The sequence below is a fragment of the Nonomuraea coxensis DSM 45129 genome, from assembly GCF_019397265.1.
GTDB classification, from domain to species: domain Bacteria; phylum Actinomycetota; class Actinomycetes; order Streptosporangiales; family Streptosporangiaceae; genus Nonomuraea; species Nonomuraea coxensis.
This window is the reverse complement of sequence record NZ_CP068985.1, coordinates 5,983,837-6,010,609: the sequence shown is the minus strand read 5'-3', so window position 1 is coordinate 6,010,609 and position 26,773 is coordinate 5,983,837. Positions and strand designations below refer to the sequence as shown.

Below are 26,773 nucleotides of genomic sequence, written 5' to 3'. Positions count from 1 at the left end.
AGGATCATCCCGTCCATGCCGGGCGCCGCCGGGGTCAGGCCGCGGTGCGGGCGGCTCCCCAGGACAGCAGCGACTCCGCGGTCGAGAAGCGGCGGGCGGAGACGGACTCGCCGAGGATCACGCCCACCAGCGTCCGCCCGTCCTGCTCGCCCGCGAAGGCCAGGCAGTAGCCGGCGGCGCGGGTGAAGCCCGTCTTCAGCCCGATCGCGCCCGGCGTGCCGAGCAGCCGGTTGGTGTTGCGCCAGCCGTACGCGCGGTGCTCGCCGGAGGCGGCCAGCTCGTGGTAGCGGCTGCCGGCGGCCTGCTTGATCAGCGGGTTGCGCAGCGCCTCCGCGGCGAGGACGGCCTGGTCGCGGGCCGTGGAGTAGCCGTTGCCCCTGGGGCTGGGCAGGCCGTCGGCGTTGACGTAGTGGGTGTCGTTCATGCCGAGCTCGCGGGCGGTCGCGTTCATCCTGGCGACGAAGCCGTCCACGCCCGGCCCGTACGTCCGGGCCAGCGCGTGCGCCGCGTCGGCCCCGGACGGCAGCATGAGGCCGTAGAGCAGCTCGCCCACGGTCAGGCGCTCGCCGGGCCGCAGGTCGGCGGTCGTGCCGCCGCCGTTCTCCGCGTACGCGACGTCGGCGCGGGTGATCTGGACCACGTCCGCCGGCTTGGCGAGCTTGAGCACCACGTGCGCGGTCATCGTCTTGGTGAGGCTGGCGATCGGCATGCGCTCCCCGCCGTGGTCGTCGAGGAGCGCCTTGCCGGTGGAGGCGTCGAGCAGGTAGGCCGCGCGCCCGTACAACACGGGCGCGTCGAGGGCCGCGTGCGCGGCGGTGACGGGGGCGGGCGCGACCGCGTGCGCGGGCGCCACGATCCCGGTGGCCAGGGCCAGGGCGCCGGCCACGGCGGCCAGGCGGGCTTTCCGGTTACGCATTACCCCAGGTTGCCGCCTGCTTTGGGGTGAATTTGACAACGAATTGGACACGGAGTGCGGAACCGTCGACACCAACGGCGGTTCCGCACGAGGTAGATCTTTCGCGGGTCACTGCCCGGCCAGGCCGGTGTGCGCCACGCCGCGCACGATCTGCCGCTGGAACAGCACGAACACCACCAGCAGCGGCAGCCCCGCCAGCACCACCGACGCCATGATCTGCGCGTACCGGAGGCCGAAGGTGCCCTGCACGACGTTGGCGAGCCCGACGGGCAGCGTCATGGTGTTCGGGTCGGTGGAGACCAGGAACGGCCAGAGGAAGTTGTTCCACGTCGTGATGAAGGTGAAGATCGACACCGCGGCGAGCACCGGCCGCGACAGCGGCAGCACGATGGTGAAGAACACCCGCCACCGGCCCGCCCCGTCCACGAACGCGGCCTGCTCCAGCTCCGGCGGCACGTCCTGGAAGAACTTGAACAGCACGTACAGGATGAGCGGCGCGGCCACCTGCGGCAGGACGATCGCCCACCAGGTGTCCACCAGGCCGAGCGCCACCATCTCGGCGAACAGCGGCGCCATCAGCACCTGCGGCGGCACCATGATCCCGGCCAGGATGAGCGCCAGCAGCGCCCGCCGGCCGCGGAAGTGCGTGCGCGCGAAGCCGTAGGCGGCCATCGCCGACAGCAGCACGGTCAGGAACGTGACGAGCACCGCCGTGACCGTCGAGTTGATCGCCCACGTGACGATGTCGCCGGTACCGAGCACCAGCCGGTAGGCGTCCAGCGTGAGCTCGCTGCCGAACCACTCCAGCGGCAGCTTGGTCGTCTCCGTCTCCGGCTTGAGCGAGGTGGCCACGGCCCAGGCGATGGGCGCGAGCCACACGGCCGCCAGCACCAGCGCCACCAGCAGCAGCGCGAGCTGCCCGGGGCGGAACCGCTTGGTCATGAGTCCTCCGCGCGCTTGCGGAACAGCCGGAGCTGTGCCAGGGAGACGACGACGATGATGGCGAACAGGATGTACGAGACCGCCGAGGCGTAGCCGATGCGGTAGCCGGTGAAGCCGACGTCGTAGGCGTACTCGATGATGGGCCTGGTGCTGTCCTGCGGGCCGCCGCCGGTCATGAGGTAGATCTGGTCGAAGACCTTCAGCGAGGCCAGCAGTTGCAGCACCACGATGAGCGCGGTGGTGCGGCCGAGCATCGGCAGCGTGATCGAGCGCAGCCGGGCCCAGGCGCCGGCGCCGTCGAGGGCGGCGGCCTCGTACAGGTGGTGGGGGATCGACTGGAGCGCGGCCAGGTAGAGCAGGAAGTTGAAGCCGACCGTCCACCAGACCGTGGTCAGCACGACCGACCACATGGCGACGGACGGATCGCCCAGCCACAGCACGTCGAGGCCGAACGTGCCGTTGATCAGGCCGTACCCCGGCGGGTAGATCATCTGCAGCCACAGCAGCGACACCACGGCCGACGGCAGCAGGAACGGCCCGAAGAACGACAGCCGCCACAGCCACTGCACGAACCGCAGGTGGTGCACCAGCAGCGCGAGGGCCAGCCCGAGCAGCACCAGCGGCACCGTGCTGAGCGCCGTGAAGACGAGGGTGTTCCACAGCGAGCGCCACATGCGCGGGTCGCCGAACGCCTCGGCGTAGTTGCCGAAGCCGACGAACCGGTCGTTGGTGCCGGCGATGTTGACGCTGGACAGGCTCATCCGCACGCCCAGCACCACGGGCCAGACCAGGAACGCCAGGTAGACGGCCAGGAAGGGCACCACGAACAGCAGCCCGTGCTGCGTCCAGGCGTGCCTGACCTTGGCCTCGGCGGCGGGCGGGGCGGCCGCGGGGGCCGCGACGGCGGTCGTCATCAGCGCTCCTGCCTGGGGAAGGGGTTCGGGGCGGCGAGCAGCCGGGACAGCGACGCCTTGGCCGCGGCCAGGCCGTCCTCGGGCGAGCGCTCCCCGCTGATCACCGGCGAGAACGCCTCGCCGAACTCGATCCACAGCCGCGACGCCGAGCCGGCGAACCACACCTGCGGGTCCAGCGCGACCTCGGTGACGACGGAGCGGTACTCCGACTGCGGATGCAGCGCGAGATAGCCGGGCTCCTCCAGCGCCGGCAGGTACGCGGGCACGTGACCCGCCACCGCCCAGTCGGCGCTGTGCTTCACGAGGTGGGCGATGAAGCGGTACGTGGCCCGCTCCACCTCGGGATCGCGGTCACGCTGGTGCGGCAGCACGAACGAGTGACAGTCGGCCTGCGCCGCGCCGCTGCCGAAGACGCTGGGGAAGCGGGTCATGCCGAACGGCGTCCCGCGCTCCTTGAGGCCGGTCACCTCCCAGTCTCCGTTCCAGAGGAACGCGGCCTCGCCGTTGGTGAACTTCGCGACCGAGGCGCCGTAGTCGGTGCGCCAGTCGCACAGCCCCTCCTTGCCGAGCCGGGCCATGAGACGCAGTGCGGCGAGGGCCTTGGCGTCGTCGATGGCGATCGTGGTGCCGTCCGGCGACAGCAGCGTGCCGCCGCTCTGCGGGTAGAGCGACCCCCAGACCCGCCAGGGCCCGACGGTGCCGAGGCCGAGCGCGTCGAAGGCGAGCGGCGGCCGGCCGCCCATCGCGTCCTTGGCCTTGCGCAGCATGGCGATGAGGCCGTCCTCGCCCTCGGTGGGCGCGAGCTTGCCGCCGGAGTCGAGCAGGCCGGCCTTGGCGCAGATGTCGGTGTTGTAGTACTGCACCATGGGGTGGGCGTCGAACGGGATCGCGTACAGCACGCCGTCGAGGTGGGCACGCTCCCAGATCGGCGGGGAGAAGTCCGCGCCGCGCAGGCCCGCCTCCTCCAGGAGCCGCACGTTGATCGGGTCGAGGATCGCGCCCGCGCCGATGCCGGCCAGCCGGGCCAGGTGGAAGGTGGCGAGGTCGGGGGAGCGCCCGCCCGACCCGGCCATGGCGACCTTGGTGTAGAACGGCTCGCCCCAGGCCAGCACGTTCTCCTCGACGAAGATGTCCGGGTTGGCGCGGCCGAACGCCTGGACGAGCTGGTTCATGATGATGCCGTCGCTGGCTCCGAGGAAGTGCCAGTACTGGACACGGGTACGGGACGAGCCGAGCCCCACGGGGAGGGCGCAGCTCGTGGCGGCGGCTCCGGCGAGCGCCAGGCTGCCGCCGAGCAGGCTCCTGCGGGTGAGAGGGGAGGGGGGACCTTGCACGGTGGCCTCTTCCTTCACCGGGCTGTCGCCCGGCCGTTGATCGAGGACGTTCGAGGCTGTTACGGCGGGGTTACCCGAGTGTTAGCGGTAACACAATGTGTGTCAAGGCCCATGTGGCAACCGTTTTCCACGATGTCGGCCGGGCGCCCCTGGCTCTTGACCAAGGTCGCTGATAACGCTAACAATGCCTCCGTGACGTAACGCCCGCGAAATCCGAGGAGCCCCTTTCGTGCACCAGGCCGCACTCACGCTCGATCCCGCCTTCCGCGTGGCCCCGGTCCAGCGGCGCACCTTCGGCACGTTCGTCGAACACCTGGGCCGCTGCGTCTACACCGGCATCCACGAACCCGGCCACCCCACCGCCGACGAGGACGGCTTCCGTACCGACGTCCTGGAGCTGACCCGCGAGCTCGGCGTCTCCACCGTGCGCTACCCCGGCGGCAACTTCGTCTCCGGCTACCGCTGGGAGGACGGCGTCGGCCCCAAGGAGCTCCGGCCCCGCCGGCTCGACCTGGCCTGGCACAGCACCGAGACCAACGAGGTCGGGGTGGACGAGTTCGTCCGCTGGTGCCGCAAGGCCGGCGTGGAGCCGATGATGGCGGTCAACCTCGGCACCCGCGGCATCGAGGCCGCGCTGGACCTGCTGGAGTACTGCAACCACCCCTCCGGCACCGCCCTCGCCGACCGGCGGATCGCGGGCGGCGCGAAGGAGCCGCACGACGTGCGCATGTGGTGCCTGGGCAACGAGATGGACGGCCCCTGGCAGACCGGGCACAAGACCGCCGCCGAGTACGGACGGCTGGCCGCCGAGACAGCCCGCGCCATGCGGATGATCGACCCGAAGCTGGAACTGGTCGCCTGCGGCAGCTCCAGCTCGGCGATGCCGACCTTCGGCGCGTGGGAGGCCGAGGTGCTCACCCACACCTACGACGTCGTCGACTACATCTCCTGCCACGCCTACTACGAGGAGAAGGACGGCGACCTGGGCAGCTTCCTCGCCTGCGCCACCGACATGGAGTTCTTCATCCGCTCCGTCGCGGCCACCGCCGACCACGTGGGCGCGAAGCTGAAGTCGCGCAAGCGGATCGACATCTCCTTCGACGAGTGGAACGTGTGGTACCTGTCCCGCTTCCAGAACGCCGACCCTCCCACGGACTGGCCGGTCGCGCCGCGCCTGCTGGAAGACCACTACCACCTGGCCGACGCGGTCGCGGTGGGCGGGCTGCTGATCACGCTCCTGCGGCACAGCGACCGGGTGCGCGCCGCGTCGCTGGCGCAGCTCGTCAACGTCATCGCCCCGATCATGACCGAGCCGGGCGGGCGGGCGTGGAAGCAGACCACGTTCCACCCGTTCGCCCAGGCCAGCAGGTACGCGAGCGGCGACGTGCTGCGCGTGGAGCCGACCTGCCCGAGCTACGAGACGGCCGCGTACGGACAGGTGCCGCTGCTGCACGCGGTCGCTACCCACGACGAGCGGTCCACCACCGTGTTCGCGATCAACCGCGCCACCGACCGGCCGATGGAGCTGCGCATCGACGCCCGCGCCCTCGGCGGGAAACGCGTCGTGGAGGCGAGCACCCTGAGCGGACCGGACGTCTACGCCCGCAACACCGCCGACGACCCCGGCCGCGTCGCGCCCCGCCCCAACCCGGACGTGCGGCACGACCCGGAGACCGTGGTGCTGCCCCCGGTCTCCTGGAACGTCATCAGGCTCGGCTGAGCCCCGGCGCGGTGCCGGTGCTCTCGCGCACGACCAGCTCCGGCTCCACCAGCCGCCTGGCCTCGGGCTCGGTGCCCGCCATGCGGTCGAGCAGCATGTGGAAGGCGTGCCGGCCCACCTCGCCGAAGTCCTGCCTGACGGTGGTGAGCGGCGGCCAGAAGTACGCGGCCTCGGGGATGTCGTCGAACCCGACCACGCTGACGTCCTCCGGCACCCGCCGCCCCGCCTCGCGCAGCGCCCGCAGCACCCCGAGCGCCATCTGGTCGTTGGACACGAACACCGCGGTGACCTCGGGGTCGGCGGCCAGCCGGCGGCCGAGCTGGTAGCCCGAGCGCGAGCTCCAGTCGCCGCGCAGCACCTCGGGCACCGGCCGGCCGGCGGCCTCCAGCACCTCGCGCCAGCCCCCGATGCGGCCGTTGGCGTCGATCCAGTCGACCGGCCCCGCCACGTGCCAGACGCTCTGATGGCCGAGGCTGAGCAGGTGGCGGGTGGCCCTGACCGCCCCGGCGCGCTGGTCGACCTTCGCCACCGGCACGGGGATGTCGTCACCGGCGTCCACGGCGACCACCGGCATCTCCGGCGGCAGGTGGTGCAGCCCGTCGGCGGCCGACTCGTGCGGCGCCACGATGATCACCCCGTCCACCGCCTGCGCGCGCAGCCGCTCGACGCCCTCACGGATGGAGGTGCGGTGCAGCGAGCTCAGGCTGGCGATGCTGACGTTGTAGCCGGCGTGCCGGGCGGCCTGCTCGACGCTGTAGAGCGTGGAGGCCGGGCCGTAGAGCGTGGTGTCGATGCTGACCACGCCGAGCACCCCGGACCGGCCGGTCACGAGCTGGCGGGCGGCGTGGTTGGGCCGGTAGTCAAGCTCCTTGACCGCGGCGAGCACCCGCTCCCTCGTCTCGGCCCGGACCCGCTCGGGCGCGTTGAGCACCCGCGAGACGGTCATCGTGGAAACCCCCGCGAGCACGGCGACGTCCATGAGCACCGCCGGCCGCCCCGTCTTGGCTTTGACCACAGCCCACCCCCTGCCAGGTAACGCTAACAGGCGAATGGGGCAGACGCGCGCACCATTTCAGGGCAGATGTTCAGCGGATGACGGTTGAAGGACGTGTCAGCTCACGGAGTGGCCGTTGTGGAGGTAGGCGACGGTGCCGGCGTCGGCGGCGCTGATCGCGGCGGCTAGGCGCGCCCAGACGAAGGGGCGTAGCCGCTTCCGCGCCTCCTCCGGGGGACAGAACTCGAACGCGGCCAGCTCCGCATCCCGCACGCGGAGGGCTGTGGTCTGGTCAGGTGTGAGCGTCCCGGCGTTGAAAATCATCATCACCGAGTCGTCCCATGGGCCGTGCGGCGCGACCCAGTCCACACACACCAACGCCATGCCGCCGGGGAGGTCGAGACAGAGCTCCTCGGTGAGTTCCCGGCGCAGGGCGTCGAGTGGTGGTTCGTTGGCCTCGGCCATGCCGCCGGGCAAGTCCCAATCCGGCTTGTAGGTGGGGTCCACGAGCAGAATCCTGCCGTCGCGATCGCGGACCAGCGCATCCACACCGACGCGTTTGCGGGCCTGGTTGGCGTTGCCCTCGGCCAGATGGGCGCGGTAGGCGGCGGGATCGCGTTCGTAGAGCGGCCGGGTGTCGGGGTCGGTCATGAGGTCGGGCCGGTCCTGGGGCGGGGAAGGTCGGTGGTGAGCTGGTAGAGCCATTCCCGCCGCCGCAGCGCCTCGTCCAGGTGGTCGAGGAAGCTCCGCGCGCAGGACGAGGCGCGGTGCGGGTGGAGCTGGTCGCGCAGCTCGTGGAGTTGTCGGTTCACCAGGTACGAGCCTAGCGACCCGGTGGCATGGAGAACATCCGTCGCGATCGCACACGCCCGCTCCAACTCGCCGCGTTCGATGAGCACACCGGCCAGGGTGAGGCATCCGAACGCGCGGGAGCGGGTACGGCCGGCCGGCCGCAGCTCCAGGACCCGTTGGGCATGGCGCTGGGCGGCGGGCAGATCACCGAGCAGGCGCAGGCACCGGGCCGCGTCTCCCGCGAGCGACCCGGCGTCGAACGGCGACACCCACGGCGACAGCGCCGCGCCGTGGGCACCTTGCAGGGCGGTCTCAGCGCGCCCGAGCAGCGCGCGTGTCTCTCGTGATCGGCCTGCGGCGGCATGCCCGCGCGCCTGCAACGCCCACAGCCGCGCGGCCAGCTCAGGATGTGACGGCCCCGCCGCGAGCTCTCGCTGTCCTTGGGCGGCATAGCCGATGGCGTCATCAGCGTGAGCCCGGTGGGCAGCCAGATGCGCCAGACTCGCCAGCACGTGAACCCTCAGCTGGGTGTCATCGCCGACCCCGGACAGATCTCGCGCCCGCGCGAAGTGCCGCTCCGCCTGATCGTCGTGTCCGGCGTCGTGGGCCATCCACCCAGCCATCTCCGTGAGCGCTGCAGCGGCGGTGAACGCCTCTGCACCCCTACCCTCGAACAGACGGGGGGGGGCGATGTGGTCTCGCAGGTAGCCGGTGACGGTCGCGTACAGGTGCGCGCCGCCGATCTGGGCGTCCACCGTTCGCCACGCCGCCACCACAGCCGCGTCACCACCGCCACCGTCCGGCCTTGGAACGGCGGCCCGCGCAACTGCCGGAACCGTGGGCGTGGGCGCCGCGCGTTGCCGCGGCACCTGAAACCACAACAGACCCGGTGGGATGCACAGCAGCCGCGCCCACTGAGTGAGCTTGCCCAGGTCGGTCATCGGCGGGCCGTTCTCGATCCGGGACAGTTGAGGTTGGGTGATACCCACCCACGCGGCGACGGTCTCTTGCCGGAGGGGTCGGCCGTGGTGGGGATGGGAGCGGTAGGCGGCGATCACCCGGCCCATGTGCCAGGCGTCGAGCGCGGTCCGCACGCCGGGGTGGTTCCAGAACTGCGGCGGCACCTCCGGTGGGCCTGCAGGCGTGCCGGCGGCGCTGCGCGTGCCCGTGGCGCAAGCCGCGCACCGGCCCGTCGCGTTGTCGCGCGCCAGCCGTGTCCCGCAAACGCAGTACCGCGCGTGATCGTCGGTCATGGGTGCACCGCCCCATCGGATACGCCAGAACCCTCGCATCGAATGTAAGCACGCGATCACACTTCGCATCCAGATATGCGCCTGAACGCATGCCGGGATGCGTGATTGATCATGGCCGTGCGCGTCGGCCGCTGGTCACTGTGGGATCACCCCTCCGCTGGCCAGTACGAAAGGCAGCCAATGACCACGCAGCACGCAGCACCAGAGCCGGTGATCGGCAAGGGCTTCCGGGCGGCCCGAGGCACTGGACCGGTCACGTATCCCGGATCGGCCCAGCCATCGCGACCACTCGCGGTCGGGTACGTACGCCGGAGGCCGGGCTCCGACACCGCTGAGCGCGACCACCTGCCCGAGAGCCTGCGCGGGTTCGCGGCTCGGGCCGGGCTGGACCTGGTAGACATCTACACCGACCGGCATGCCTACCGTCGTCCGGCATTCGGTGAACTCCTCCAAGCTCTGTGCCGCCCTGAGGTCAACACGGTCATCATCCCGACGCCCGAGCATCTGTCGGAGTTCGACGGCATCTATCAGGCCATGCGCGCCCTGATCGAGATAGAGACCGGCGCCTACGTCTTGGTGATGTCCCAGAATGACGAGGCATTCGATGATCGCGCCGGTGAGTGACCGGTTCGCGCCCCTGCCGCCCGCCGTACGCGCCTCAGAACTCACCCTGTTGGCGCTGCACACCGCGATCACCATCGGCGGGCAGCTCGCGCGGATCACCGCCCGAATGTGGGACCTGCCCCACCTTGAACACGTCGCCGAACAGACCGCCGGGCACTTGCTCGCTCGCGCGGTCGAGGGCACGGGACGCCCCGCCCCCAACCTCCGATACTCCGACATCGACCCCACGACGCTCGCCACGGTCGGCGTTCGGGTTCACCCCAGCGCCGATGCCCTGATCATCGATGTGTGGGACACCGACCCCGTTCCACCGAGCACCACGCCACCTGACCGGCACCTGAGCGCCGTGGACTCCCTGGCGCGGCGCTGGGGCTCCTATCCGGCGCCCCGAGGCGGGAAAGTTGTGTGGGCCGAAGTCGGCCCCAAGGCTGCATAAGTCCCTACAAACACAGCAACGCCGTGCCCGAAACCGGGTACGGCGTTACAGAGTGGACGATACTGGGATTGAACCAGTGACCTCTTCCGTGTCAGGGAAGCGCTCTCCCGCTGAGCTAATCGTCCTTGTGAGGTGGCGACGGGATTCGAACCCGTGTGGACGGCTTTGCAGGCCGCTGCCTCGCCTCTCGGCCACGCCACCGCGTCAACATCCCACTCCGAGCGGAAGACGGGATTCGAACCCGCGACCCTCACCTTGGCAAGGTGATGCTCTACCACTGAGCCACTTCCGCGTTGCTGCTTTCACAACTCTAGCGGGTTTTCGGCGTTGATGCTTACTTGCGGAGCTGCCGGGCCACGCTCCGCTCGGTCGCGGGCAGGCTGAGGAAGATCTCCAGGATGCGGGTGAGGCGGTGGACCTCGATGCGGTGGAAGGCCGGGCCCTCCCTGCGGGCCAGGACGAGGGCCAGCGCCAGCGGCGGCAGCGGGGCGTGGATGATGTGCAGGCCGTCGCCGAGGGTCATCGCGGCCGGGCGGGACGGCGCCTCGGCCGGGACGTCGAGCTCCTGCGGGGCCCGCCAGCTCGCGTAGACCACCCGGTCGCCGGCGGTCGTGGCCGCCCAGTCGGCGCTGAACAGCACCGGCAGCGAGTCCACGAGCGTGGTCAGCGCCCGGTCGCCCGCCGTGGTGATGTACTTGAGTATCTCCAGCTCCGGATAGGTGCCGGGCGCCTCGCGGGTGGTCCAGACCGCCTCGACGGCGACGCCCTCGACGCCCTCCAGGCTCTTGACGAGATCCTGCCGGGAGATGGTCTCGGGACAGAAGACCGTCAGGTCGTCGAGCGCGCTGCCCGCGCCCCGGTCGAGGACGATCATCTGGGTGATGTCGGCCCCCGCCGCACCCAGGACCCTGGTGACCTGCGCCAGGGAGCCCGGCCTGTCGGGCAGCCGCACGCGAACGCGAAGAAGCATCCATTCCCCCTCGTCGAGATGCTGATCACAGCCTATCGGCCGAATACCGGTCACGGCCTGACCTGCGCTACAACTGGGCGGATGAAGATTGGGCCTCTCGGGGTGTGGCCGCCGGTGGTGCTGGCGCCGATGGCGGGCATCACGAACGCGCCGTTCCGGGTGCTGTGCAGGGAGCAGGGCGCCGGGCTGTTCGTGTGCGAGATGATCACCACGCGCGGGCTCGTGGAGCGCAACCCCAAGACCATGCGGATGATCCGCTTCGACGGCTCCGAGCGGCCGAGGAGCATCCAGCTCTACGGGGTGGACCCCGTCATCGTGGGCCGGGCGGTCCGCATGATCGCCGAGGAGGGCCTCGCCGACCACGTCGACCTCAACTTCGGCTGCCCGGTGCCCAAGGTGACCAGGCGCGGGGGCGGGTCGGCGCTGCCGTACAAACGCGGCCTGCTGCGCCGCATCCTGCGGGCCGCGGTCGCGAACGCCGGGACGCTGCCCGTGACGATGAAGATGCGCAAAGGCATCGACGACGACCACCTGACCTACCTCGACGCGGGGCGCATCGCCGCCGAGGAGGGCGTCGCCGCGATCGCGCTGCACGCCCGCACGGCCCGGCAGCACTACGGCGGGGTCGCCGACTGGGCGGCGATCGCGCGGCTGAAGGAGGCCGTGCCGGAGATCCCCGTGCTGGGCAACGGCGACATCTGGTGCGCCGACGACGCCCTGCGGATGGTGGCCGAGACCGGCTGCGACGGCGTGGTGGTGGGGCGCGGCTGCCTGGGCCGCCCGTGGCTGTTCAGGGACCTGGAGAACGCCTTCAACGGCAGCCCCGAGCGCGTCCGCCCCACGCTCGGCGAGGTGGCCGCGGTGATGATCCGGCACGCCGAGGGGCTGACCCGCTGCTTCGACATCGAGCGCTACGCCGTCGCCGACTTCCGCAAGCACGTCGGCTGGTACCTGAAGGGCTTCACGGTCGGCACCGAGCTGCGGCGCGAGCTGGGCACGGCCGAGTCGCTCGACGGACTGCGGGCCGGCCTCGCCAAGCTGGAGCACGACCAGCCGTGGCCGCCCAACACCGACACCCCGCGCGGCAAGTCGGGCGAGCGGTCCAAGGTGCTGCTGCCGGACGGCTGGCTGGACGACCCGTGGGACGGCGCGGTGCCCGAGGACGCCGAGTCCGAGGTGTCCGGCGGCTGACCCCGGCGGCCGGTCAGCGGGCCACGGGCCGCGGTCCGCCGCCTTCCCGCTGCCGATCACCACCGGCTTCACCGGCTTCGAGACGAAGCTTAACCAGCTCTTCAACCGGATGTCCCTCGGAGAACTCTCTCCGCAGGTAGCCGCGGGCCAGGCTGTCGCGGAAGGCAACGCACCGTCAAGTAGTCAGTGAGGATCCCCCATGATCACCCGGCGTTCACTGTTCGCCGGGGCCGCGAGCCTGGGCCTGTCCGCCGCGCTGGGCACCCCACCCGTGTGCGCGGCGGCCCGCCGTGCCCCTCTCTGCGACCCCTTCCAGCTCGGGATCGCCTCCGGCGAGCCCGCCTCCGACGGTGTGGTCCTGTGGACGCGCCTCGCCATGGACCCGGTGGCGCTCGACGGGCTCGGCGGCATGCCGGACCGGGCCGTTCCCGTCCAGTGGGAGCTGGCCAGGGACGAGGGCTTCCGCCGCGTCGTGCGCCGCGGGGGTCCGTCGCCGTCGAGCTGGTCACCACCTCGGTCACCAGCGCGGGCGACGGCCTGGACGAGTACCCCGACACGCAGAACCTGCTGGCGGAGAACCCGCACGTGAAGTTCTTCAACGGCCGCCGCGGCTACGTCCGCACCCGGATCACCCGGCAGGAGATGAAGGTCGACTTCCGCTCCCTGTCCCGGGTCACCGAACCCTACGCCCCGGCCTACACCTCCGGCTCCTTCGTCATCGAGCCGGGCCGCCCGCAGCTCAACCCCGCCTGACAGGACCCCCACGCGCACCCTCACGGCCGCCGCCGCGCCGCCCGCCGTCGTCGCCGGCCCCGACGTGATCGCCGTGGACCTCGTCAGGAGCGACGGCTGGTACCACGTGCCGGCCAAGCCGCTCGCGAGCGGCGACCGGGCGGGCGGTCGCGCTGTTCAACGAGAGCGACCGGGCCGCCACGATCTCCTGGTCGCTCGGCTCCGGCGGCTACCGCGTCGAGGAGCTGGGGACGGCTGCCTCAGATCTCGACGTGACCGCCGCTGCGCCAGTAGACGTTGCCCTCCCGTGACAGCAGCTCCTCGTCCACCAGGTAGCGGCGCAGGGCCGCGTAGTCGTCGTGGAAGGCCCGCAGCGCGACGTTGACGTCCTTCTCGGCGTAACGCATGCCCGGCTCGAAGACCATGGCGATGTAGCGCAGCACCACCAGCCGCTTGTCGCGGCGCATCGCCAGGGTCGTCAGCCGCCCGTCGACCAGGAACGTGCGCAGCACCCGCTCCTCCTCGCTCAGCGCCTCGGCGGGCGCGGCGCTGGAGCGCAGCAGTTCCCTGAAGCGCTCGGGCGCCGCCCGCCACTTCCCGCTCTCGTCGCACGCGGCCAGCCCGCCGGTCGCCAGCTTGCGCAGGGTCTTCGGGGGGAGGCCGTCGCTCTCGCCGAGCACCAGGGAGGCGAAGGCGCGCAACGTGTCGTCCTGGGAGAGCAGCCCGAGGACGCGCCTGATCTCTTCGTCGCTCACCGGTCTATTTTGTCGCACGATCGCGGATCTTTCCGGGCCGCGAAGGACCTGGACGGGTGGTCGCGAAATGTCACGATCTTAAGACAGTGTCATGACACGACCCCTACGTCCCGCGTCAGACACTGAATCGACAGGCGTGTGCCGGGACGCCCTTGCCAGTCCGTTCCGGCACACGGCTTGTCATCCTCCTACAGCCGGTTGAGCCCCTGCACGTGCAGCACGGCCCGGCCCTCCTCGTCGGAGGCGGCGAGGTCCACCTGGGCGTCGATGCCCCAGTCGCCGTCGCCCGCCGGATCCTTGATCGTCTGGCGCACCTTCCAGAGCCCCTGCTCCTCCTCGATGCGCAGCAGCGCCGGCCCGCGCGCGTCGGCGTCGGTGCGGATCTCCTCGTGGTCGGCGTAGTAGGCGTCCAGCGCCGCGCCCCAGTCGACGTCGGGAGCCAGCTCCTCCAGCTCCTCCTCCTTCTCCAGCGCGCACAGCTCGACCAGCCGGAACATGGCGTTGCGGACCAGCACGCGGAAGGCCCGCGGGTTGCCGGTGACCGGCCGCACCCGCGCCTCCAGCTCCTGCTGCCGCTCCAGCGCCTCCGCCGGGTTGGCCAGCTTCTCCCACTCGTCGATGAGCGAGGAGTCGACCTGCCGGACCAGCTCGCCCAGCCACTCGATGAGATCCACCAGATCGTCGGTCTTGAGATGCTCGGGCACCGTGCGCGACAGCGTGCGGTAGGCGTCGGCGAGGTAACGCAGCACCGTGCCCTCGGAGCGGGCCAGCTCGTAGAACTGGATGTAGTCGCCGAAGGTCATCGCCCGCTCGAACATATCGCGCACCACCGACTTCGGGCTCACCGTGTGGTCGGCGACCCACGGATGGCCGCGCCGGTAGGTCTCGTACGCGCCGAGCAGCAGGTCCTCCAGCGGCATCGGGTACATGACCTCGGTGAGCCGCTCCATGCGCTCTTCGTACTCGATGCCGTCGGCCTTCATCTGCGCGACGGCCTCGCCCTTCGCCTTCTTGAGCTGCGCCGACAGGATCTGGCGCGGGTCGTCGAGGATCGACTCGACGATCGAGACGAGGTCCAGCGCGTACGACGGCGACTCGCGGTCCAGCAGGTCGAACGCCGCCAGCGCGAACGTCGACAGCGCCTGGTTGAGCGCGAAGTCCTCCTGCAGCTCGATCGTGAGGCGGGCCCTGCGGCCCTGCTCGTCCGGCTCCGCGAACTGCTCGACGATGCCGCCGGCGAGCAGCGACCGGTAGATGGCGATGGCCTGGCTGATGTGCCGGCGCTGCCACTTGCGGTCCTCGTGGTTGTCGGTCAGCAGGTGCTTCATCGCCTGGAAGCAGTCGCCCGGCCGGTTGATGACGGCCAGCAGCATCGCGTTGGTGACCTTGAAACGCGACTGGAGCGGCTCGGGCTCGGCCTCCTGCAGCTTCTGGAAGGTCTCCTCGCTCCAGCCGACGAAGCCCTCCGGCGGCTTCTTGCGGGCGTAGCCGCGCCGCCGCTTGGGATCGTCGCCGATCTTGGCGAGGGCGCGGGCGTTGTCGATCTCGTGCTCGGGGGCCTGGCAGGCGACGTAGCCGATGGTGTCGAACCCGGCCCGGCCGGCGCGGCCGGCGATCTGGTGGAACTCGCGGGCGCGCAGCCGGCGGACCTTGTTGCCGTCGTACTTCGACAGCGCGGTGAACAGCACCGTGCGGATCGGGACGTTGACGCCGACGCCGAGGGTGTCGGTGCCGCAGATGACCTTGAGCAGGCCCGCCTGCGCCAGCCGCTCGACCAGGCGGCGGTATTTCGGCAGCATGCCCGCGTGGTGGACGCCGATGCCGTGCCGCACCAGCCGCGACAGCGCCCGGCCGAAGCGGGTGGTGAAGCGGAAGCCGCCGATCATCGCGGCGATGGCCTCCTTCTCGGCCTTCGTCGCCATGTTGATCGACATCAGCGACTGCGCCCGCTCCATGGCCGCGGCCTGCGTGAAGTGCACGACGTAGACCGGCGCCTGGCCGGTGGAGAGCATCTCCTCCAGCGTCTCGTGCAGCGGCGTCATCCGGTAGGAGTAGATCAGCGGGACCGGCCGCTCGGCGTGCTTGACCACGGCCGTCGGCCGGCCGGTGCGCCGGGTGAGGTCGCGCTCGAACATCGTGACGTCGCCGAGCGTCGCCGACATCAGCACGAACTGCACGTGCGGCAGCTCCAGCAGCGGCACCTGCCAGGCCCAGCCGCGGTCGGGCTCGGCGTAGAAGTGGAACTCGTCCATGACGACCTGGCCGATGTCGGCCTGAGCGCCGTCGCGCAGCGCCACGTTGGCCAGGATCTCGGCGGTGCAGCAGATGATGGGGGCGCCCGGGTTGACGCTGGCGTCGCCGGTCATCATGCCGACGTTCTCGGTGCCGAAGACGGCGCACAGGTCGAAGAACTTCTCCGACACCAGCGCCTTGATCGGCGCGGTGTAGAAGGTGCGCTGGTCGCGGGTCAGGGCCGTGAAGTGGGCCCCGGCGGCCACGAGCGACTTGCCCGAGCCCGTGGGCGTGGCCAGGATGAGGTTGCTGCCCGAGACGACCTCGATCAGCGCCTCCTCCTGGGCCGGATAGAGGGTGAGCCCGCGCTCGGTGTTCCAGGCGGCGAAGGCGTCGAAGATGGCGTCCGGCTCGGCGTCGATCTCTTCTGGCAGGCGGTCCACGAGTAGGCTCACACCCTCTATCCTGCCGAAGTTTGCCCGGTGCTCGAACCGGTCCCCGCCATCTCGGGTCAGGAACGGGCCCGCGGCGCGGTCATGAGCAGCCCGCCGAGGATCGCCAGCACCGCCAGGAACGGCCACGGGCCCGGCGCGAAGCCGCCCACCGTGAGGGCCAGCACCCCGGCCCCGACCAGCGCCGCCGCGCCCGCCATGGCGCCCTGGCCGGCCGTGCCGTACGGCAGCGCGGGCGGCGTCTCGAACCGGGCGAAGATCCGCGTCAGCGGCCACATCACCAGGCACAGCAGCCCGAACCAGAGCGGCCAGCCCGCCAGCCAGAACGCGCTCCCCGGCGCCGGCGTGTCCACCCGCAGCAGCACCACGACCACGCCCGTGACCGCGAACAGCGCCGGCATGTGCCACAGGTAGACCGTCATGATCCGCGGCCCGGCCCACGCCAGCAGCCGGCCGAGCGGCAGCCGGACCAGCGCCGGTCGCAGCAGCGCCGCCAGCCCGACCTGCCCGGCGCCCACGGCCAGCATGGCGAGCGTGGGCGGGGCCATGTTCGACACCTCGGCGCCGGGCAGCCCGATCATGCTGCCCGGGTAGGGGCCGAAGGCCACCAGCAGCGCCGCCGCGCCGAACCCGCCCGCCGCGAGCGCCCACGGCCGGCGCAGCCGCCCCTCGGCGTAGAAGAAGCCGAGCTGGTGCACGGCCAGCCAGACGAACACCACGTTCAGGTAGCCGGCGGCGTCGAGACCGGTCGTGAAGCGCACGACGTCCGTGAGCGCCGCCCCGGCCGCCAGCGCCGCCGGCACCGCCGCGCCGAAGCGGGCGTGCAGGCGCAGCGCGTACGGCGTCGCCACCACGGCCACGAGATAGACCGCCAGGAACCACAGGAGCTGCCCCGTGAGCTGCGCCCCCACCCGGAGCGGCTGCTCGGGCACGCCGAGCGTGAGCAGCACCTGGGGGAGCGGGATCCACACCGCCGCCAGCGGCAGCAGCGGCCAGGCCAGCCGCCGCTGCCGCACCGCCAGCCAGCGCGGCGTCCCCTCACGGGAGCGGGCGAAGCCGATCGCGTTCGCCGCGCCGCCCGCGAAGAACACCAGCGGCATCACCTGGCTGAGCCACGTCACCACCCACACGCCGGGCGTCGCCAGCGCGTTGCCCGTGGTCAGCCGCGCGCCGTCGTACGACAGCACGGGGATCGTCCAGTGCTGGAGCACGACCAGCGCGATGCCGAGCACGCGCAGCAGATCGACGAACGAGTCCCGTCCGGCGGGGATGCTCGCGGGGGCGACCGCGGACGGACGCGGTGGCGCGGCGGGGGCGGCCGGGCGGTCCAGCAGGACGGTCATGAGGAGCCTCGATTCAGGGGGGAGCCGATGGGTCAAGGCTCCCGCCGGGGGCCGGTCCGGCACATTGCCGCGAGCCGCCGTACTCCGGTCGAGATCACACCACTGAGGAGGGTAGGGACAGCCCTACCCCCGCACACCTGACCGCCTGCTCGTCACGTCCGGGCCGAGGTTCTAGCGTTGAGGCCATGCGCTCCCTGATGAGGCGGGTCCTCCTCGACACCCGCTACACCGTCGTCGGCTTCCCCACGGCCGTCATCGCCTTCGTGCTGATGGTCGCCGGCTTCTCGGCCGGCGTCGGCACCGCGGTCGTGTGGATCGGCGTGCCGCTGCTGGCCGGCACGCTGATGGTCGCGCGCGGTTTCGCCGACGCGGAGCGCGGCTGGTTGTCCGACGTGCTCGACCGGCCGCCGGTGCGGCCCCGGTACACGCCCGCCCCGTCCGGCGCGGGCCGCTTCCGCCGCCTGGTCAACCCGCTCACCATCGGGCAGTCCTGGCTCGACCTGCTGCACGGGGTGCTCAACTTCCCGATCTCGATCGCGTCGTTCGTGCTGACCGCGGTGGCCTGGGCGGTGCCGCTGGCCGGGCTGACGTACCCGATCTACGGGCTCGTCACCTCCCGCATCCCCGGCAACGTCGAGCTGCCCGAGCTGCTCGGCCTCGGCGAGGGCTATCTCGTCAACTCCGCCTTCTACCTCGTGCTCGGCCTGGCCTTCGCCGTGCTCATGCCGGTGCTGGTGCGCGGCTCGGCGCTGCTGCGCGCCTCGCTCGGCCGGGCGCTGCTGACCGGCGTGGCCGAGCTGCAGGAGCGCATCAGCGACCTCACCGAGGGCCGCGCCGCCGCCGTCTCCGCCGAGGCGAACGCCCTGCGCAAGCTGGAGCGCGACATCCACGACGGGCCGCAGCAGCGGCTGGTCTCGCTGGCCATGGAGCTGTCGCGGGCCCAGCGCCAGCTCGCCAGGGACCCGGAGGCGGCCTCGGCCACGATCAAGTCCGCGATCACCGCCACCCGTGAGACGCTGGACGAGCTGCGCGCGCTCTCGCGCGGCATCGCCCCGCCCATCCTGTCCGACCGGGGGCTCGCCCCGGCGCTCGCCGCGCTCGCCGGACGCGCCACCGTCCCCGTGGACCTCGACGTGCAGACCATCGAACGCTACCCCGCAGCCATCGAGAACGCCCTCTACTTCGTCTGCGCCGAGACCCTCACCAACGTGGCCAAGCACAGCCGCGCCACCGTCTGCACGATCCAGCTCCAGCGCCTCGGCGACGCCCTCATGCTCACCATCGGGGATGATGGGGTCGGCGGCGCGCACGTCGCCAAGGGACACGGTCTCGCCGGGCTGGCCGACCGGCTCCGCGCCGTGGACGGGGAGCTGACCGTACAGTCGCCGGACGGCGGGCCGACGTTGATCGTGGCGGAGGTGCCGTGCGGGTAGTCGTGGCCGATGACGCGGTCCTGATCAGGGAGGGCCTGGTCAGGCTGCTGGAGGAGTTCGGCTTCGAGGTGGTGGCCACCGTCGGGGACGGCGACGCGCTCGTCGAGGCCATCGCCGAGCACAAACCCGACGTGTCGGTCGTCGACGTGCGGATGCCGCCGTCGTTCACCGACGAGGGGCTGAGGGCGGCGGTCGAGGCGCGGCGCAGGGTGCCGGGCGCGCCCGTGCTCATCCTGTCGCAGTACGTCGAGGTCTCCTACGCCGACGACCTGCTCGCCGACGCCCGCGGCGCGGTCGGCTACCTGCTGAAGGACCGGGTCGTCGACGTGGACGAGTTCCTGGAGGGCCTGCGGCGGGTCGCCGCCGGGGGCACCGTGTTCGATCCGCAGGTGGTGTCCCAGTTGATGGTGCGCAGACGCAAGGACGACCCGCTCGCGCAGCTCACGCCCCGCGAGCGCGAGGTGCTCGGGCTGATGGCCGAGGGGAAGTCGAATCCGGCCATCGGGCGGCAGCTCGTCATCAGCGACGGGGCGGTGGAGAAGCACATCAGGAGCATCTTCAGCAAGCTCGGCCTCTACGCGGAGGACGCGGACCAGCATCGCCGGGTGCTCGCCGTCCTGGCGTACCTGCGCTCCTGAGGCGTGGGGCCGCGCCGGTTCCCGGCCCCCGGCCGGCCCGCCGGTGAAGAGCGGGGCGGCTCGCCGCTCTTCCGGCCCCTCCACGGCCTGATCGAGGGGGGTCAATGGCCGGTCCGCGCGACGCCGCGCGGACCTGGCCGCCCTACCTAGCCGAGCGCCTCGACCAGCTTCTTGCGCTGCTGGGCGCCCAGGCCGCCGAGGCGGCGCTTCTCGTCGACGCCGGCCTCCTCCATGAGCGCGGTGGCCTTGGCCGGGCCGACGCCCTTGACGGCCCGCAGGGCCTGCGACACCTTGATCTTCTTGGCGATGTCGTCGTCACGCTCCAGGAGCTGGGAGAAGGTCAGCTCGCCGGCCTTGACCTTGGCCAGCAGGGCCGTACGGGCGGCGCGGGCCTCGGCGGCCTTCGCCAGAGCCGCCTGCCGCTGCTCGGGGGTGAGAGTGGGAAGTGCCATCTCTGTTCTCTCCTCGGGGAGTTGGGGTTCGGGTCTTTGTTACCCGTGGTGCAGTGGCTAATCATGGCGGATGCCGGGGGTTCTTGTTTGCGGAAAGCCCCCGCTCAACGCCATCTCCGACCTGAGCGGTCGCTCAGGCGGCCCGCCGGGGCCCGGCCGCGGGCGCCGGCTCCGGCCGTCCGGCGGCCCGCCGCACGATCGTGCCCGCCGCCGCGCGCCCCCGTCCGGACGCCGGCCCGGGACGGCGTCAGGCGGGCCTGCCGGGCTCGCCCGCCGGGACGCGGGCGGGGAAGAGGGGGGACGGCGCGGCGCGGCGGGCGGCCGGATCCGTGCCCGGGGCCTGTCCAGGGGCACGCAGACCCCCGATGAGCTGCGAAGACGCGATCAGCTCCGGTCGTGTGGCGCGTTCCGGCGGCGGCGGGTGAGCGGCGGGTGCGGCCTTCCGCCCGCCGGCGGGCGCGGCCGGGGGAGCGGCGGCGTGATCGGTGACGGCCGGGGCGGACCATGATTGTTCCGCGCCCCGGCCGTCCCCGGACGGCGCCTCGCCTCCGCCCGGCCCTGCAAGATCACTTGGCCGGGCCGAAAGGTGGCCCTTATGGCGTGTTTTCCGGCTATGACGTGGAATTCATCACATTCTGCCGATCGGGCGTGTCGCGGCCCTGGTCAGGGTGGTTCCCGCGCCACCCGCCGAGCCCTTCCGGCGTCAGGAAGGCGTCGAAGACCGACTCCATCGCGCCGAGGAGCGCGCCGCGCCAGCCCAGGGCCGAGCCCTCGACGCGGGGCGGGACCTCGCGGCGGATCGCCATCAGGTACGGCTCCGCCGCCGCCCGCAGCGTCTCGCCCGCCCGCTCGTACAGCTCGGCGCCGTGACCGGAGAGCGTCACGGCCTCGGGGTCGTGCGCGTTCACCAGGGCGGCGATGCCCCGGCCGAGCGCGCGGGCGTTCGCGGCCACCGCCTCCCGGCTCGTCGCCAGCACCCGCTCGGCCTGCTCCCGGCCCCGCCCGCCGCCGTGGGCCAGACCGGCGTGACGCAGGAGGGCGTTCGCGCCGACCTCCGTGCTCCAGCAGCCGAGCGCGCCGCACGCGCAGAGGCGCTCGCCGCCGGTCAGCGGCATGTGGCCGAACTCGGCGCCGGACCCCGCCGCGCCGCCGAGCGGCCGGCCGTCCACGACCAGCACCCCGCCGAGGTCGAAGTCCACATGCAGGTGCAGCCCCACACGCACGCCCCGCAGCCGCCCGCGCCGCGCCTCCGCCAGCGCCGCGAACGCGGTGTCGTTCCCCACGAACAACGGCACCCCCCGCCCGGCGAGGGGAAGGGGGGCCTTTGGGGTGGGGGGGTGGGTGAGGAGGTGGGGGACGTCGACGGCGTGCCAGGACAGGTGGGCGATGTCGACGAGGCCGCCGTGGCGGACCGGGCCGGCGAGGGCCACGCCGACCCCGGCCACGCGGTGGCCGAACCGCTCCAGCTCGGCGCCCAGGGCCTCGCCGAGCGTGCCGAGCGCGTCCTCGGGGGTGCCGTCGTGGGGCCGTACGGCGAGCACCGTGACGCGGCCGCCCAGCTCGCAGGCCGCCAGCTCCCAGGCGTCCTCGCGCACGTCGGCGGCCAGCGCCACCGGGCCGCGCGGATGCGGTCCCGGCACCTGGGTGGGCCGGCCCCTGCCGTGCTCCCTGGCGGGCTCCTCGTGCAGGAGCTCGTCCGCCACCAGCCCCGCGACCAGCACGGAAGCGGTCCCGCGGGCCAGGTCCAGGTCGCGGGTGAGCTGGGAGCGGGTGCGGGTGGCCCCGCACTCGTGCACGGCCCGCAGCAGCCGGGCCCGGTTGTGCGCGCGCAGCTCGCCGCTCGTCGTGGCTCCGTTCACGCCATGCCTCCGGTCACCCGTCGCCCCGCTCACCCCGTGCCTCCGTTCACCCGGTCGCTCCGTTCACGTCAGTGTTCCGCTCACATCGTGACGTCGTGCGTGGGGACAGTTTATGCTCTGGGCGTGAACAAAAGCCTCATTGACGCCAGGCGCGCTCGTGTCGGAGTTTTCGGATTCTTCGTCTTCGCCGGATTAGTGATGGGTCTGTGGGCCGCCGGGCTGCCCTCGCTCGACGAGCGGCTCGATCTCGGCCCGGGCCGGCTCGGCACCGTCCTGCTGCTGATCTCGGCCGGCGCGCTGGTGTCGATGCTGGCGGCGGGTCCGCTCGTCGACCGGTACGGCAGCCGCCGCGTCTGCTGGGTGGCCGGGCCCCTGTCGGCCCTGACGCTGCTCGGGCCCGCACTGGCCCCGTCGTTCCCGGCACTGGCGGCGCTCGCGGTGGTGTTCGGGCTCGGGCTCGGCGCCTGCGAGGTCGCCATGAACGCCCATTCCGTCGAGGTCGAGCGCGCCTACGGGCGGCCGGTCATCTCGGCCTTCCATGGCACGTGGAGCCTCGGCGGGGCCGCCGGCGGCGCGCTGACCGCGCTGTTCCTGAGGGTCGGGGTGGACCCGCAGCTCGTGCTGGTCGTCGCGGCCGTGGTCGTGGCGCTGCTCTACCTGCCGGCGGCGCGGCTGCTGCTGCCGTCCGCCCCGGCGCACCCCGAGACGGCCTCCGGCGAGGTGCGGAGCGGCGGCGGCGGCTCGCTCACGTGGGGGCTCATCGCGCTGCTCGGCCTCGCCGCCTTCGCCGGTCACCTGAGCGAGGGCGCGGCCATCGACTGGGCCGCGCTGCACGCCCGCTGGGTCCTCGGCACCGACCCGGCGGCCGCTCCGCTGGCGTACACGATCTTCTCGGTCGCGATGACCACCGTGCGGCTGCTGGGCGACCCGATCAGGGCGAGGCTCGGCTCCGTGCGCACGATCCAGCTCGCCGGGCTCCTCGCCACCCCCGGGTACGCGCTCGTCCTGCTCTCCCCGCTCGCCCCGGAAGCCCTGACGGTGGCGTGCGCGTGGACCGGCTGGGCGCTGGCCGGCGTGGGGCTGGCGACCGTGGTGCCGGTGCTGTTCAGCGCCGTCGGCGCGGCCGGGGAGCGGGTCGGGCGGGCACTCGCCCTGGTCACCGCCTTCGGCTACAGCGGCCTGCTGGTCGGGCCCGCCGTGCTGGGCCACGTGGCGGACCTGGCCTCGCTGCCGGTCGCGCTGATCATCCCGGCGGTGCTGGCCGCCGTGGTCTCCCTCGCCGGCGCCCCGGCCATCCGCTCCCTCCTGCGCGCCTCGCCCCCGGCCCCCGCCGCCCCGCTCCCCGAGCCCGCCCGGGACTGACACCGGCGCCGACCTTCCTGATCCTGACCGCGTCGGCCGCCGGTCCCCGGCACGGGTACGGCGTCATCACCGACGTGGAACGCATCTCGGAAGGCCAGGTCCGCCTCGCGCCGGCACCCTGTACGCCGCGCTCGACCGCCTCCAGGAGGAGGGCCTGATCGCCGAGGACCGGGAGGAGATCGTCGACGGCCGGGTGCGCCGCTGCTACCGGCTGACCGGCGACGGCGCCGCGAGGCCGGCGGCGGAGGCCGACCTGTTGTGGGGCGCGCTGCGCGTCCACGGGCGGCGGGCCTTCGGCCCGGTCTCCGCGCCGGCCTGGCGCGGCGGGCCGGCGCTCGCCGTGGCGCTGTGGCCGTTCCTGATGCCGGCCGGCGTGCTGGCGGCCGAGCTGCTCCGGACGGCCGGGAGCCTGCACTACGCCGCGCACCGCGCGATCGCGGGCATCCGCAGGCGCGCGTTCCTGCTGTGGGGGCCGGGTCGGGTGCGCGGCCCTGGCCGTCGCCGCCGCGGCCGCCCTGCGGCGCGTTTGCGTCCCACCCCTCTGACCTGGTGTTATGCGATCGTGACTTGACCGCCGGGTTACGCACGGGTTTCATGTCCCCCACACCGTAAACGTTTACAGAAGCATGGTCGTCAACGTTTGCGCCGATGGAAGGACTGCCTTGGCCGACGGACCCACGATCAACACGATCGCCGCGCGCGCCGGTGTCTCGATCGCCTCCGTCTCGCGGGTGCTGAACGGCCTGCCGACCAGGCAGGAGACCGTGCGCAAGGTGATGGCGGCCGCCGACGAGCTGGGCTACGTGCGCAACGCCGTGGCCAGGTCGCTCAAGTCCCGCCGCACCCACCAGGTCGCCTTCGCCATGGCCGACGTCGGCAACCCCGCCTACCTGGCGATGCTGCGCGAGATCCAGCCCGTGCTGAAGGCCGCGGGCTACCGGCTCGTGCTGCACTCCACCGACGCCGTCGCCGCCGACGAGATCGACGTGCTGCGCAGCCTGGGCGAGCGGTACGTGGACGGCCTCATCATGAGCCCCCTGCGGGTCACCGACGCCCACCTGGAGACGCTGGCCGCCGCCCGCGCCCCGGTCGTCATCATCGGCCAGGTCCCCGACGGCACCCCGGTGGACAACGTACGGGCCGACTCCCGCACCGGCGTCCGGCTCGCGATCGACCACCTCCACGCGCTCGGCCGCCGCCGCATCGCCATGGTCAACGGCCCGCTCGACACCGTGCCCGGCGCCGCCCGCGGGGCCGGCTACCGGGAGGCGCTGGAGGCCGTCGGCCTGCCGTACGACGAGGGCCTGGTGCAGATCGGCGACTTCTACCGCCCTGAGGGACGGCGCGCGGTCGCCGAGCTGCTGGCCCGCCGCCCCGACGTGGACGCGCTCATGTGCGCCAACGACCTCATCGCGCTCGGCGCCCTCGACGTGCTGCGTGACGCGGGCCGCCGGGTGCCGGAGGACGTGGCCGTGGCCGGCATGGACGACACCGACCTCGCCGCCGCCTCCTGGCCCTCGCTCACCAGCGTCTCGCTCGGCTCGGCCGAGCGCGGCCGGGTCGCCGCCGAGCTGCTGCTGGAGCGGCTGAACGGCGGCGAGCGCGAGCCCCGGCGGGTCACCGTCCCGCCCCGGCTCGCGGTGCGCGCCTCCACGGCCGGCGAGGGGCACAGCGGTGAGGGGAGCGGCGCGTGACCGCCACCGCGACGAGGCCCGCTCCGCCGCGCCGGCCGCACGCGCGGCCCCGGCGCGTGTCCCGCCAGACCCGCGAGATGTGGCTGCTCATGCTGCCCGCGCTGGTGCCGGTGCTGCTGTTCAGCGTGGGCCCGCTGCTGTACGGCATCGCGCTCGCCTTCACCGACGCCCGCAACACCCGCAACCACGAGACGAGCTTCGTCGGCCTGGAGAACCTGACCGAGCTGCTCACCGCCGAGGACTTCTGGTCCTCCTTCAGGATCGGCGCGATCTGGGCCGTCTCGGTGACGGCGCTGCAGTTCCTGGCCGCGCTCGGCCTGGCGCTGCTGCTCAACGAGAACCTGCGCTTCCGGGGCGTGGCCCGGGTGCTGGCCGTGGTGCCGTGGGCGATGCCCCCGGTCGTCATCGGCCTGATGTGGAAGCTCGTCTACCACCCGGACGCCGGCATACTCAACGCCCTGCTCGGCACGGACGTCAACTGGCTGGCCGACTTCTCGCTCGCGCTGCCGGCGATCATCGTGGTCGGCGTCTGGACCGGCATGCCGCAGACCACGGTCGTGCTGCTGGCCGGCCTCCAGGGCATCCCGCGCGAGCTGTACGAGGCCGGCGAGGTGGACGGCGCGAGCCGCTGGCGGCGTTTCTGGAACATCACGCTGCCGCAGCTCCGCCCGGTGATCGTGGCGATCACCTCGCTCGACTTCGTGTGGAACATCAACCAGTTCGGCCTGGTCTACGTGCTCACGCAGGGCGGGCCGGGCGGCCAGACGCGGCTGCCCATGCTGTTCGCCTACGAGGAGGCCTTCCGCTACCGCTTCGCCGGGTACGCCTCGATGCTCGGCCTCGCGATGGCGATCGTCGTGCTCGCGGTGCTCGGACTGTACCTGTGGCGCGAGTTGAGGGAGACCCGATGAGACGCCTGCCGCAGTACGCCGCCCTCGCCGCGTACGTCGTCTTCCTGGCCTTCCCGCTGCTCTGGCTGCTGTCGACGGCGCTGAAGACGCCGCAGGAGATGGCGCTGGCCGATCCCACGTGGATCCCGCGCGAGCCGACGCTGGCCAACTTCACCGACGCCTTCGGCGAGCAGGACCTCGTGGGCGCGGCGGCGCGCAGCCTCGGCGTGGCGCTGGCCTCCAGCGTCGTCACGGTGGTGATCTCGCTGCCCGCCGCCTACGCGATGGCCCGCTACCGCGGCCTGGTCAACAAGATCGCGATCGGGTGGGTGCTGGTCAGCCAGGTGTTCCCGTTCATCCTGATCATCATCCCGCTCTTCATGATCCTGCGGGACCTGGAGCTGGTGAACACGCTGCCCGGCCTGGTGGTCGTGCACGTGACGTTCACGCTGCCGTTCGCGCTGTGGATGCTGCAGGGCTACGTCCGGGCGGTGCCGCCGGAGCTGGAGGAGGCCGCCGCCGTGGACGGCGCGACCCGGCTGCGCTCGATCGTCTCGGTCGTCGCGCCGCTGCTCGCGCCGGGCGTGGTGGCCACGCTGCTGTTCGCGTTCATCTCGTCGTGGAACGAGTTCATGTTCGCCCTCGTCATCCTGCAGAACCCCGACGTCATGACGCTTCCCCTCACCCTGGTGCGCTTCACCGGTCCTGAGGGGGTGGCCAGGCTCGGCCCGCTGGCCGCGGCGTCGCTCATGGCGACGATCCCGAGCTTGATCTTCTTCGCAATCATCCAGCGGCGACTGAAGTCCGGCCTGATGGCCGGCGCCGTGAAGGGCTAGGAGGCTCAC

At 72.3% G+C, this 26,773-nt stretch carries 26 protein-coding genes, 3 tRNA genes and 1 pseudogene; 14 read left to right on the top strand and 16 right to left on the bottom strand.

All coding sequences use genetic code 11. From position 1 onward, the window contains the following. Positions 1-34 precede the first annotated feature (34 nt). The 4 genes from Nocox_RS28175 to Nocox_RS28160 all read right to left on the bottom strand — a co-directional run bounded on the left by Nocox_RS28175 (position 35) and on the right by Nocox_RS28160 (position 4,106). Positions 35-916, bottom strand: coding sequence for a D-alanyl-D-alanine carboxypeptidase family protein (locus Nocox_RS28175; protein ID WP_020547252.1), 882 nt, complete (start codon positions 914-916; stop codon positions 35-37). Positions 917-1,024: 108 nt separating this feature from the next. Continuing rightward, on the bottom strand, positions 1,025-1,858 hold the full coding sequence (locus Nocox_RS28170; protein WP_020547251.1) for a carbohydrate ABC transporter permease: 834 nt from the start codon (positions 1,856-1,858) through the stop codon (positions 1,025-1,027). Further along, positions 1,855-2,772 carry a carbohydrate ABC transporter permease gene (locus tag Nocox_RS28165; protein ID WP_020547250.1) on the bottom strand — a complete coding sequence of 306 codons (918 nt, stop codon included), beginning with the start codon at positions 2,770-2,772 and terminating at the stop codon, positions 1,855-1,857. Before Nocox_RS28165 ends, Nocox_RS28170 begins: the two co-directional genes overlap by 4 nt. Then, positions 2,772-4,106, bottom strand: coding sequence for an extracellular solute-binding protein (locus tag Nocox_RS28160; protein WP_026215175.1), 1,335 nt, complete (start codon positions 4,104-4,106; stop codon positions 2,772-2,774). The genes Nocox_RS28165 and Nocox_RS28160 overlap by 1 nt, the downstream gene beginning before the upstream one ends. 229 nt (positions 4,107-4,335) lie before the next feature. On the opposite strand from Nocox_RS28160, the gene arfA reads away from it, so the two are divergent. Continuing rightward, the gene (gene arfA / locus Nocox_RS28155; RefSeq protein ID WP_020547248.1) at positions 4,336-5,826 is read left to right on the top strand and encodes an arabinosylfuranosidase ArfA; all 1,491 of its coding nucleotides are present in this window, start codon (positions 4,336-4,338) and stop codon (positions 5,824-5,826) included. On the opposite strand, the gene Nocox_RS28150 is transcribed toward arfA, so the two are convergent. The 3 genes from Nocox_RS28150 to Nocox_RS28140 all read right to left on the bottom strand — a co-directional run bounded on the left by Nocox_RS28150 (position 5,813) and on the right by Nocox_RS28140 (position 8,865). After that, positions 5,813-6,841 carry a LacI family DNA-binding transcriptional regulator gene (locus Nocox_RS28150; RefSeq protein ID WP_020547247.1) on the bottom strand — a complete coding sequence of 343 codons (1,029 nt, stop codon included), beginning with the start codon at positions 6,839-6,841 and terminating at the stop codon, positions 5,813-5,815. The genes arfA and Nocox_RS28150 overlap by 14 nt on opposite strands. Before the next feature lie 96 nt (positions 6,842-6,937). Continuing rightward, a complete protein-coding gene (locus Nocox_RS28145) occupies positions 6,938-7,471 on the bottom strand; it encodes an NUDIX domain-containing protein (protein WP_020547246.1) in 534 nt (177 codons plus the stop codon). After that, the gene (locus Nocox_RS28140; RefSeq protein ID WP_157383464.1) at positions 7,468-8,865 is read right to left on the bottom strand and encodes a helix-turn-helix domain-containing protein; all 1,398 of its coding nucleotides are present in this window, start codon (positions 8,863-8,865) and stop codon (positions 7,468-7,470) included. The genes Nocox_RS28145 and Nocox_RS28140 overlap by 4 nt, the downstream gene beginning before the upstream one ends. 111 nt (positions 8,866-8,976) lie before the next feature. On the opposite strand from Nocox_RS28140, the gene Nocox_RS28135 reads away from it, so the two are divergent. Together Nocox_RS28135 and Nocox_RS28130 are read left to right on the top strand one after the other, a co-directional pair. Next, the gene (locus Nocox_RS28135) at positions 8,977-9,489 is read left to right on the top strand and encodes a hypothetical protein (protein WP_157383463.1); all 513 of its coding nucleotides are present in this window, start codon (positions 8,977-8,979) and stop codon (positions 9,487-9,489) included. Further along, the gene (locus Nocox_RS28130; RefSeq protein ID WP_020547243.1) at positions 9,470-9,925 is read left to right on the top strand and encodes an ATP-binding protein; all 456 of its coding nucleotides are present in this window, start codon (positions 9,470-9,472) and stop codon (positions 9,923-9,925) included. The genes Nocox_RS28135 and Nocox_RS28130 overlap by 20 nt, the downstream gene beginning before the upstream one ends. A gap of 53 nt (positions 9,926-9,978) precedes the next feature. Here the strand turns inward: Nocox_RS28130 and Nocox_RS28125 are convergent. The 4 genes from Nocox_RS28125 to Nocox_RS28110 form a co-directional block, all read right to left on the bottom strand. Beyond that, positions 9,979-10,050: transfer RNA gene (locus tag Nocox_RS28125), tRNA-Val, on the bottom strand. A gap of 5 nt (positions 10,051-10,055) precedes the next feature. Then, positions 10,056-10,126, bottom strand: a tRNA-Cys gene (locus tag Nocox_RS28120). A 19-nt stretch (positions 10,127-10,145) separates the two neighbouring features. Further along, positions 10,146-10,217 (bottom strand) — tRNA-Gly (locus tag Nocox_RS28115). A 42-nt stretch (positions 10,218-10,259) separates the two neighbouring features. Continuing rightward, positions 10,260-10,895: an ACT domain-containing protein gene (locus Nocox_RS28110; RefSeq protein WP_033411238.1), complete on the bottom strand. Its 636-nt coding sequence runs from the start codon at positions 10,893-10,895 to the stop codon at positions 10,260-10,262. Positions 10,896-10,976: 81 nt separating this feature from the next. Here Nocox_RS28110 and dusB point away from each other — a divergent pair, with 81 nt between their 5' ends. The 3 genes from dusB (at position 10,977) to Nocox_RS43310 (ending at position 12,839) form a co-directional block, all read left to right on the top strand. After that, complete coding sequence (gene dusB, locus Nocox_RS28105; protein WP_211212836.1) at positions 10,977-12,086, top strand: tRNA dihydrouridine synthase DusB; 1,110 nt, start codon at positions 10,977-10,979, stop codon at positions 12,084-12,086. 199 nt (positions 12,087-12,285) lie between these two features. After that, on the top strand, positions 12,286-12,675 hold the full coding sequence (locus Nocox_RS28100; protein ID WP_085996067.1) for a PhoD-like phosphatase N-terminal domain-containing protein: 390 nt from the start codon (positions 12,286-12,288) through the stop codon (positions 12,673-12,675). Continuing rightward, positions 12,588-12,839, top strand: a complete 252-nt coding sequence (locus Nocox_RS43310; protein ID WP_157383476.1) for a hypothetical protein — start codon at positions 12,588-12,590, stop codon at positions 12,837-12,839. Before Nocox_RS28100 ends, Nocox_RS43310 begins: the two co-directional genes overlap by 88 nt. 239 nt (positions 12,840-13,078) lie before the next feature. Here Nocox_RS43310 and Nocox_RS28090 read toward each other — a convergent pair whose 3' ends face one another. The 3 genes from Nocox_RS28090 to Nocox_RS28080 all read right to left on the bottom strand — a co-directional run bounded on the left by Nocox_RS28090 (position 13,079) and on the right by Nocox_RS28080 (position 17,600). Then, positions 13,079-13,573 (bottom strand): DUF2087 domain-containing protein, encoded by a 495-nt coding sequence (locus Nocox_RS28090; RefSeq protein ID WP_020547239.1) that lies wholly within the window; start codon positions 13,571-13,573, stop codon positions 13,079-13,081. A gap of 188 nt (positions 13,574-13,761) precedes the next feature. After that, positions 13,762-16,269, bottom strand: a complete 2,508-nt coding sequence (locus Nocox_RS28085) for a DEAD/DEAH box helicase (RefSeq protein ID WP_026215173.1) — start codon at positions 16,267-16,269, stop codon at positions 13,762-13,764. 47 nt (positions 16,270-16,316) lie between these two features. Further along, entirely contained in the window at positions 16,317-17,600 is a 1,284-nt protein-coding gene (locus Nocox_RS28080) for an acyltransferase family protein (protein ID WP_020547237.1), read from the bottom strand. A 185-nt stretch (positions 17,601-17,785) separates the two neighbouring features. On the opposite strand from Nocox_RS28080, the gene Nocox_RS28075 reads away from it, so the two are divergent. Both Nocox_RS28075 and Nocox_RS28070 read left to right on the top strand, forming a co-directional pair. Beyond that, positions 17,786-19,033, top strand: coding sequence for a sensor histidine kinase (locus Nocox_RS28075; RefSeq protein ID WP_020547236.1), 1,248 nt, complete (start codon positions 17,786-17,788; stop codon positions 19,031-19,033). Beyond that, positions 19,024-19,671 (top strand): response regulator transcription factor, encoded by a 648-nt coding sequence (locus Nocox_RS28070; RefSeq protein ID WP_020547235.1) that lies wholly within the window; start codon positions 19,024-19,026, stop codon positions 19,669-19,671. Before Nocox_RS28075 ends, Nocox_RS28070 begins: the two co-directional genes overlap by 10 nt. A gap of 146 nt (positions 19,672-19,817) precedes the next feature. Here the strand turns inward: Nocox_RS28070 and mihF are convergent, their stop codons facing one another. Both mihF and Nocox_RS28060 read right to left on the bottom strand, forming a co-directional pair. Then, positions 19,818-20,123 carry an integration host factor, actinobacterial type gene (mihF, locus tag Nocox_RS28065; protein ID WP_020547234.1) on the bottom strand — a complete coding sequence of 102 codons (306 nt, stop codon included), beginning with the start codon at positions 20,121-20,123 and terminating at the stop codon, positions 19,818-19,820. Positions 20,124-20,734: 611 nt separating this feature from the next. Beyond that, on the bottom strand, positions 20,735-21,982 hold the full coding sequence (locus Nocox_RS28060) for an ROK family protein (RefSeq protein ID WP_020547233.1): 1,248 nt from the start codon (positions 21,980-21,982) through the stop codon (positions 20,735-20,737). Between the two features lie 198 nt (positions 21,983-22,180). Here Nocox_RS28060 and Nocox_RS28055 point away from each other — a divergent pair, with 198 nt between their 5' ends. The 6 genes and pseudogenes from Nocox_RS28055 to Nocox_RS28035 all read left to right on the top strand — a co-directional run bounded on the left by Nocox_RS28055 (position 22,181) and on the right by Nocox_RS28035 (position 26,764). Continuing rightward, complete coding sequence (locus tag Nocox_RS28055) at positions 22,181-23,344, top strand: MFS transporter (protein ID WP_020547232.1); 1,164 nt, start codon at positions 22,181-22,183, stop codon at positions 23,342-23,344. A 118-nt stretch (positions 23,345-23,462) separates the two neighbouring features. Then, positions 23,463-23,516, top strand: a pseudogene (locus tag Nocox_RS44020) (hypothetical protein); the annotation flags it as partial. 21 nt (positions 23,517-23,537) lie between these two features. Continuing rightward, a complete protein-coding gene (locus tag Nocox_RS28050) occupies positions 23,538-23,915 on the top strand; it encodes a hypothetical protein (RefSeq protein ID WP_020547231.1) in 378 nt (125 codons plus the stop codon). 91 nt (positions 23,916-24,006) lie between these two features. Next, a complete protein-coding gene (locus tag Nocox_RS28045) occupies positions 24,007-25,038 on the top strand; it encodes a LacI family DNA-binding transcriptional regulator (protein WP_020547230.1) in 1,032 nt (343 codons plus the stop codon). Beyond that, positions 25,035-25,949 (top strand): carbohydrate ABC transporter permease, encoded by a 915-nt coding sequence (locus Nocox_RS28040; RefSeq protein WP_020547229.1) that lies wholly within the window; start codon positions 25,035-25,037, stop codon positions 25,947-25,949. Before Nocox_RS28045 ends, Nocox_RS28040 begins: the two co-directional genes overlap by 4 nt. Continuing rightward, complete coding sequence (locus tag Nocox_RS28035) at positions 25,946-26,764, top strand: carbohydrate ABC transporter permease (RefSeq protein WP_020547228.1); 819 nt, start codon at positions 25,946-25,948, stop codon at positions 26,762-26,764. Before Nocox_RS28040 ends, Nocox_RS28035 begins: the two co-directional genes overlap by 4 nt. Positions 26,765-26,773 lie beyond the last annotated feature (9 nt).

Excerpts from the sequence above, each read along its gene's own strand:
- mihF (WP_020547234.1), bottom strand. The coding sequence starts at position 20,123 with ATGGCACTTCCCACTCTCACCCCCGAGCAGCGGCAGGCGGCTCTGGCG.
- Nocox_RS28055 (WP_020547232.1), top strand. The coding sequence starts at position 22,181 with ATGGGTCTGTGGGCCGCCGGGCTGCCCTCGCTCGACGAGCGGCTCGAT.
- Nocox_RS28175 (WP_020547252.1), bottom strand. The coding sequence starts at position 916 with ATGCGTAACCGGAAAGCCCGCCTGGCCGCCGTGGCCGGCGCCCTGGCC.
- Nocox_RS28075 (WP_020547236.1), top strand. The coding sequence starts at position 17,786 with ATGCGCTCCCTGATGAGGCGGGTCCTCCTCGACACCCGCTACACCGTC.
- Nocox_RS28100 (WP_085996067.1), top strand. The coding sequence starts at position 12,286 with ATGATCACCCGGCGTTCACTGTTCGCCGGGGCCGCGAGCCTGGGCCTG.
- dusB (WP_211212836.1), top strand. The coding sequence starts at position 10,977 with ATGAAGATTGGGCCTCTCGGGGTGTGGCCGCCGGTGGTGCTGGCGCCG.
- Nocox_RS28130 (WP_020547243.1), top strand. The coding sequence starts at position 9,470 with ATGATCGCGCCGGTGAGTGACCGGTTCGCGCCCCTGCCGCCCGCCGTA.
- Nocox_RS28135 (WP_157383463.1), top strand. The coding sequence starts at position 8,977 with ATGGCCGTGCGCGTCGGCCGCTGGTCACTGTGGGATCACCCCTCCGCT.
- Nocox_RS28165 (WP_020547250.1), bottom strand. The coding sequence starts at position 2,772 with ATGACGACCGCCGTCGCGGCCCCCGCGGCCGCCCCGCCCGCCGCCGAG.
- Nocox_RS28140 (WP_157383464.1), bottom strand. The coding sequence starts at position 8,865 with ATGACCGACGATCACGCGCGGTACTGCGTTTGCGGGACACGGCTGGCG.
- Nocox_RS28080 (WP_020547237.1), bottom strand. The coding sequence starts at position 17,600 with ATGACCGTCCTGCTGGACCGCCCGGCCGCCCCCGCCGCGCCACCGCGT.
- Nocox_RS28035 (WP_020547228.1), top strand. The coding sequence starts at position 25,946 with ATGAGACGCCTGCCGCAGTACGCCGCCCTCGCCGCGTACGTCGTCTTC.
- Nocox_RS28145 (WP_020547246.1), bottom strand. The coding sequence starts at position 7,471 with ATGACCGACCCCGACACCCGGCCGCTCTACGAACGCGATCCCGCCGCC.
- Nocox_RS28110 (WP_033411238.1), bottom strand. The coding sequence starts at position 10,895 with ATGCTTCTTCGCGTTCGCGTGCGGCTGCCCGACAGGCCGGGCTCCCTG.
- Nocox_RS28170 (WP_020547251.1), bottom strand. The coding sequence starts at position 1,858 with ATGACCAAGCGGTTCCGCCCCGGGCAGCTCGCGCTGCTGCTGGTGGCG.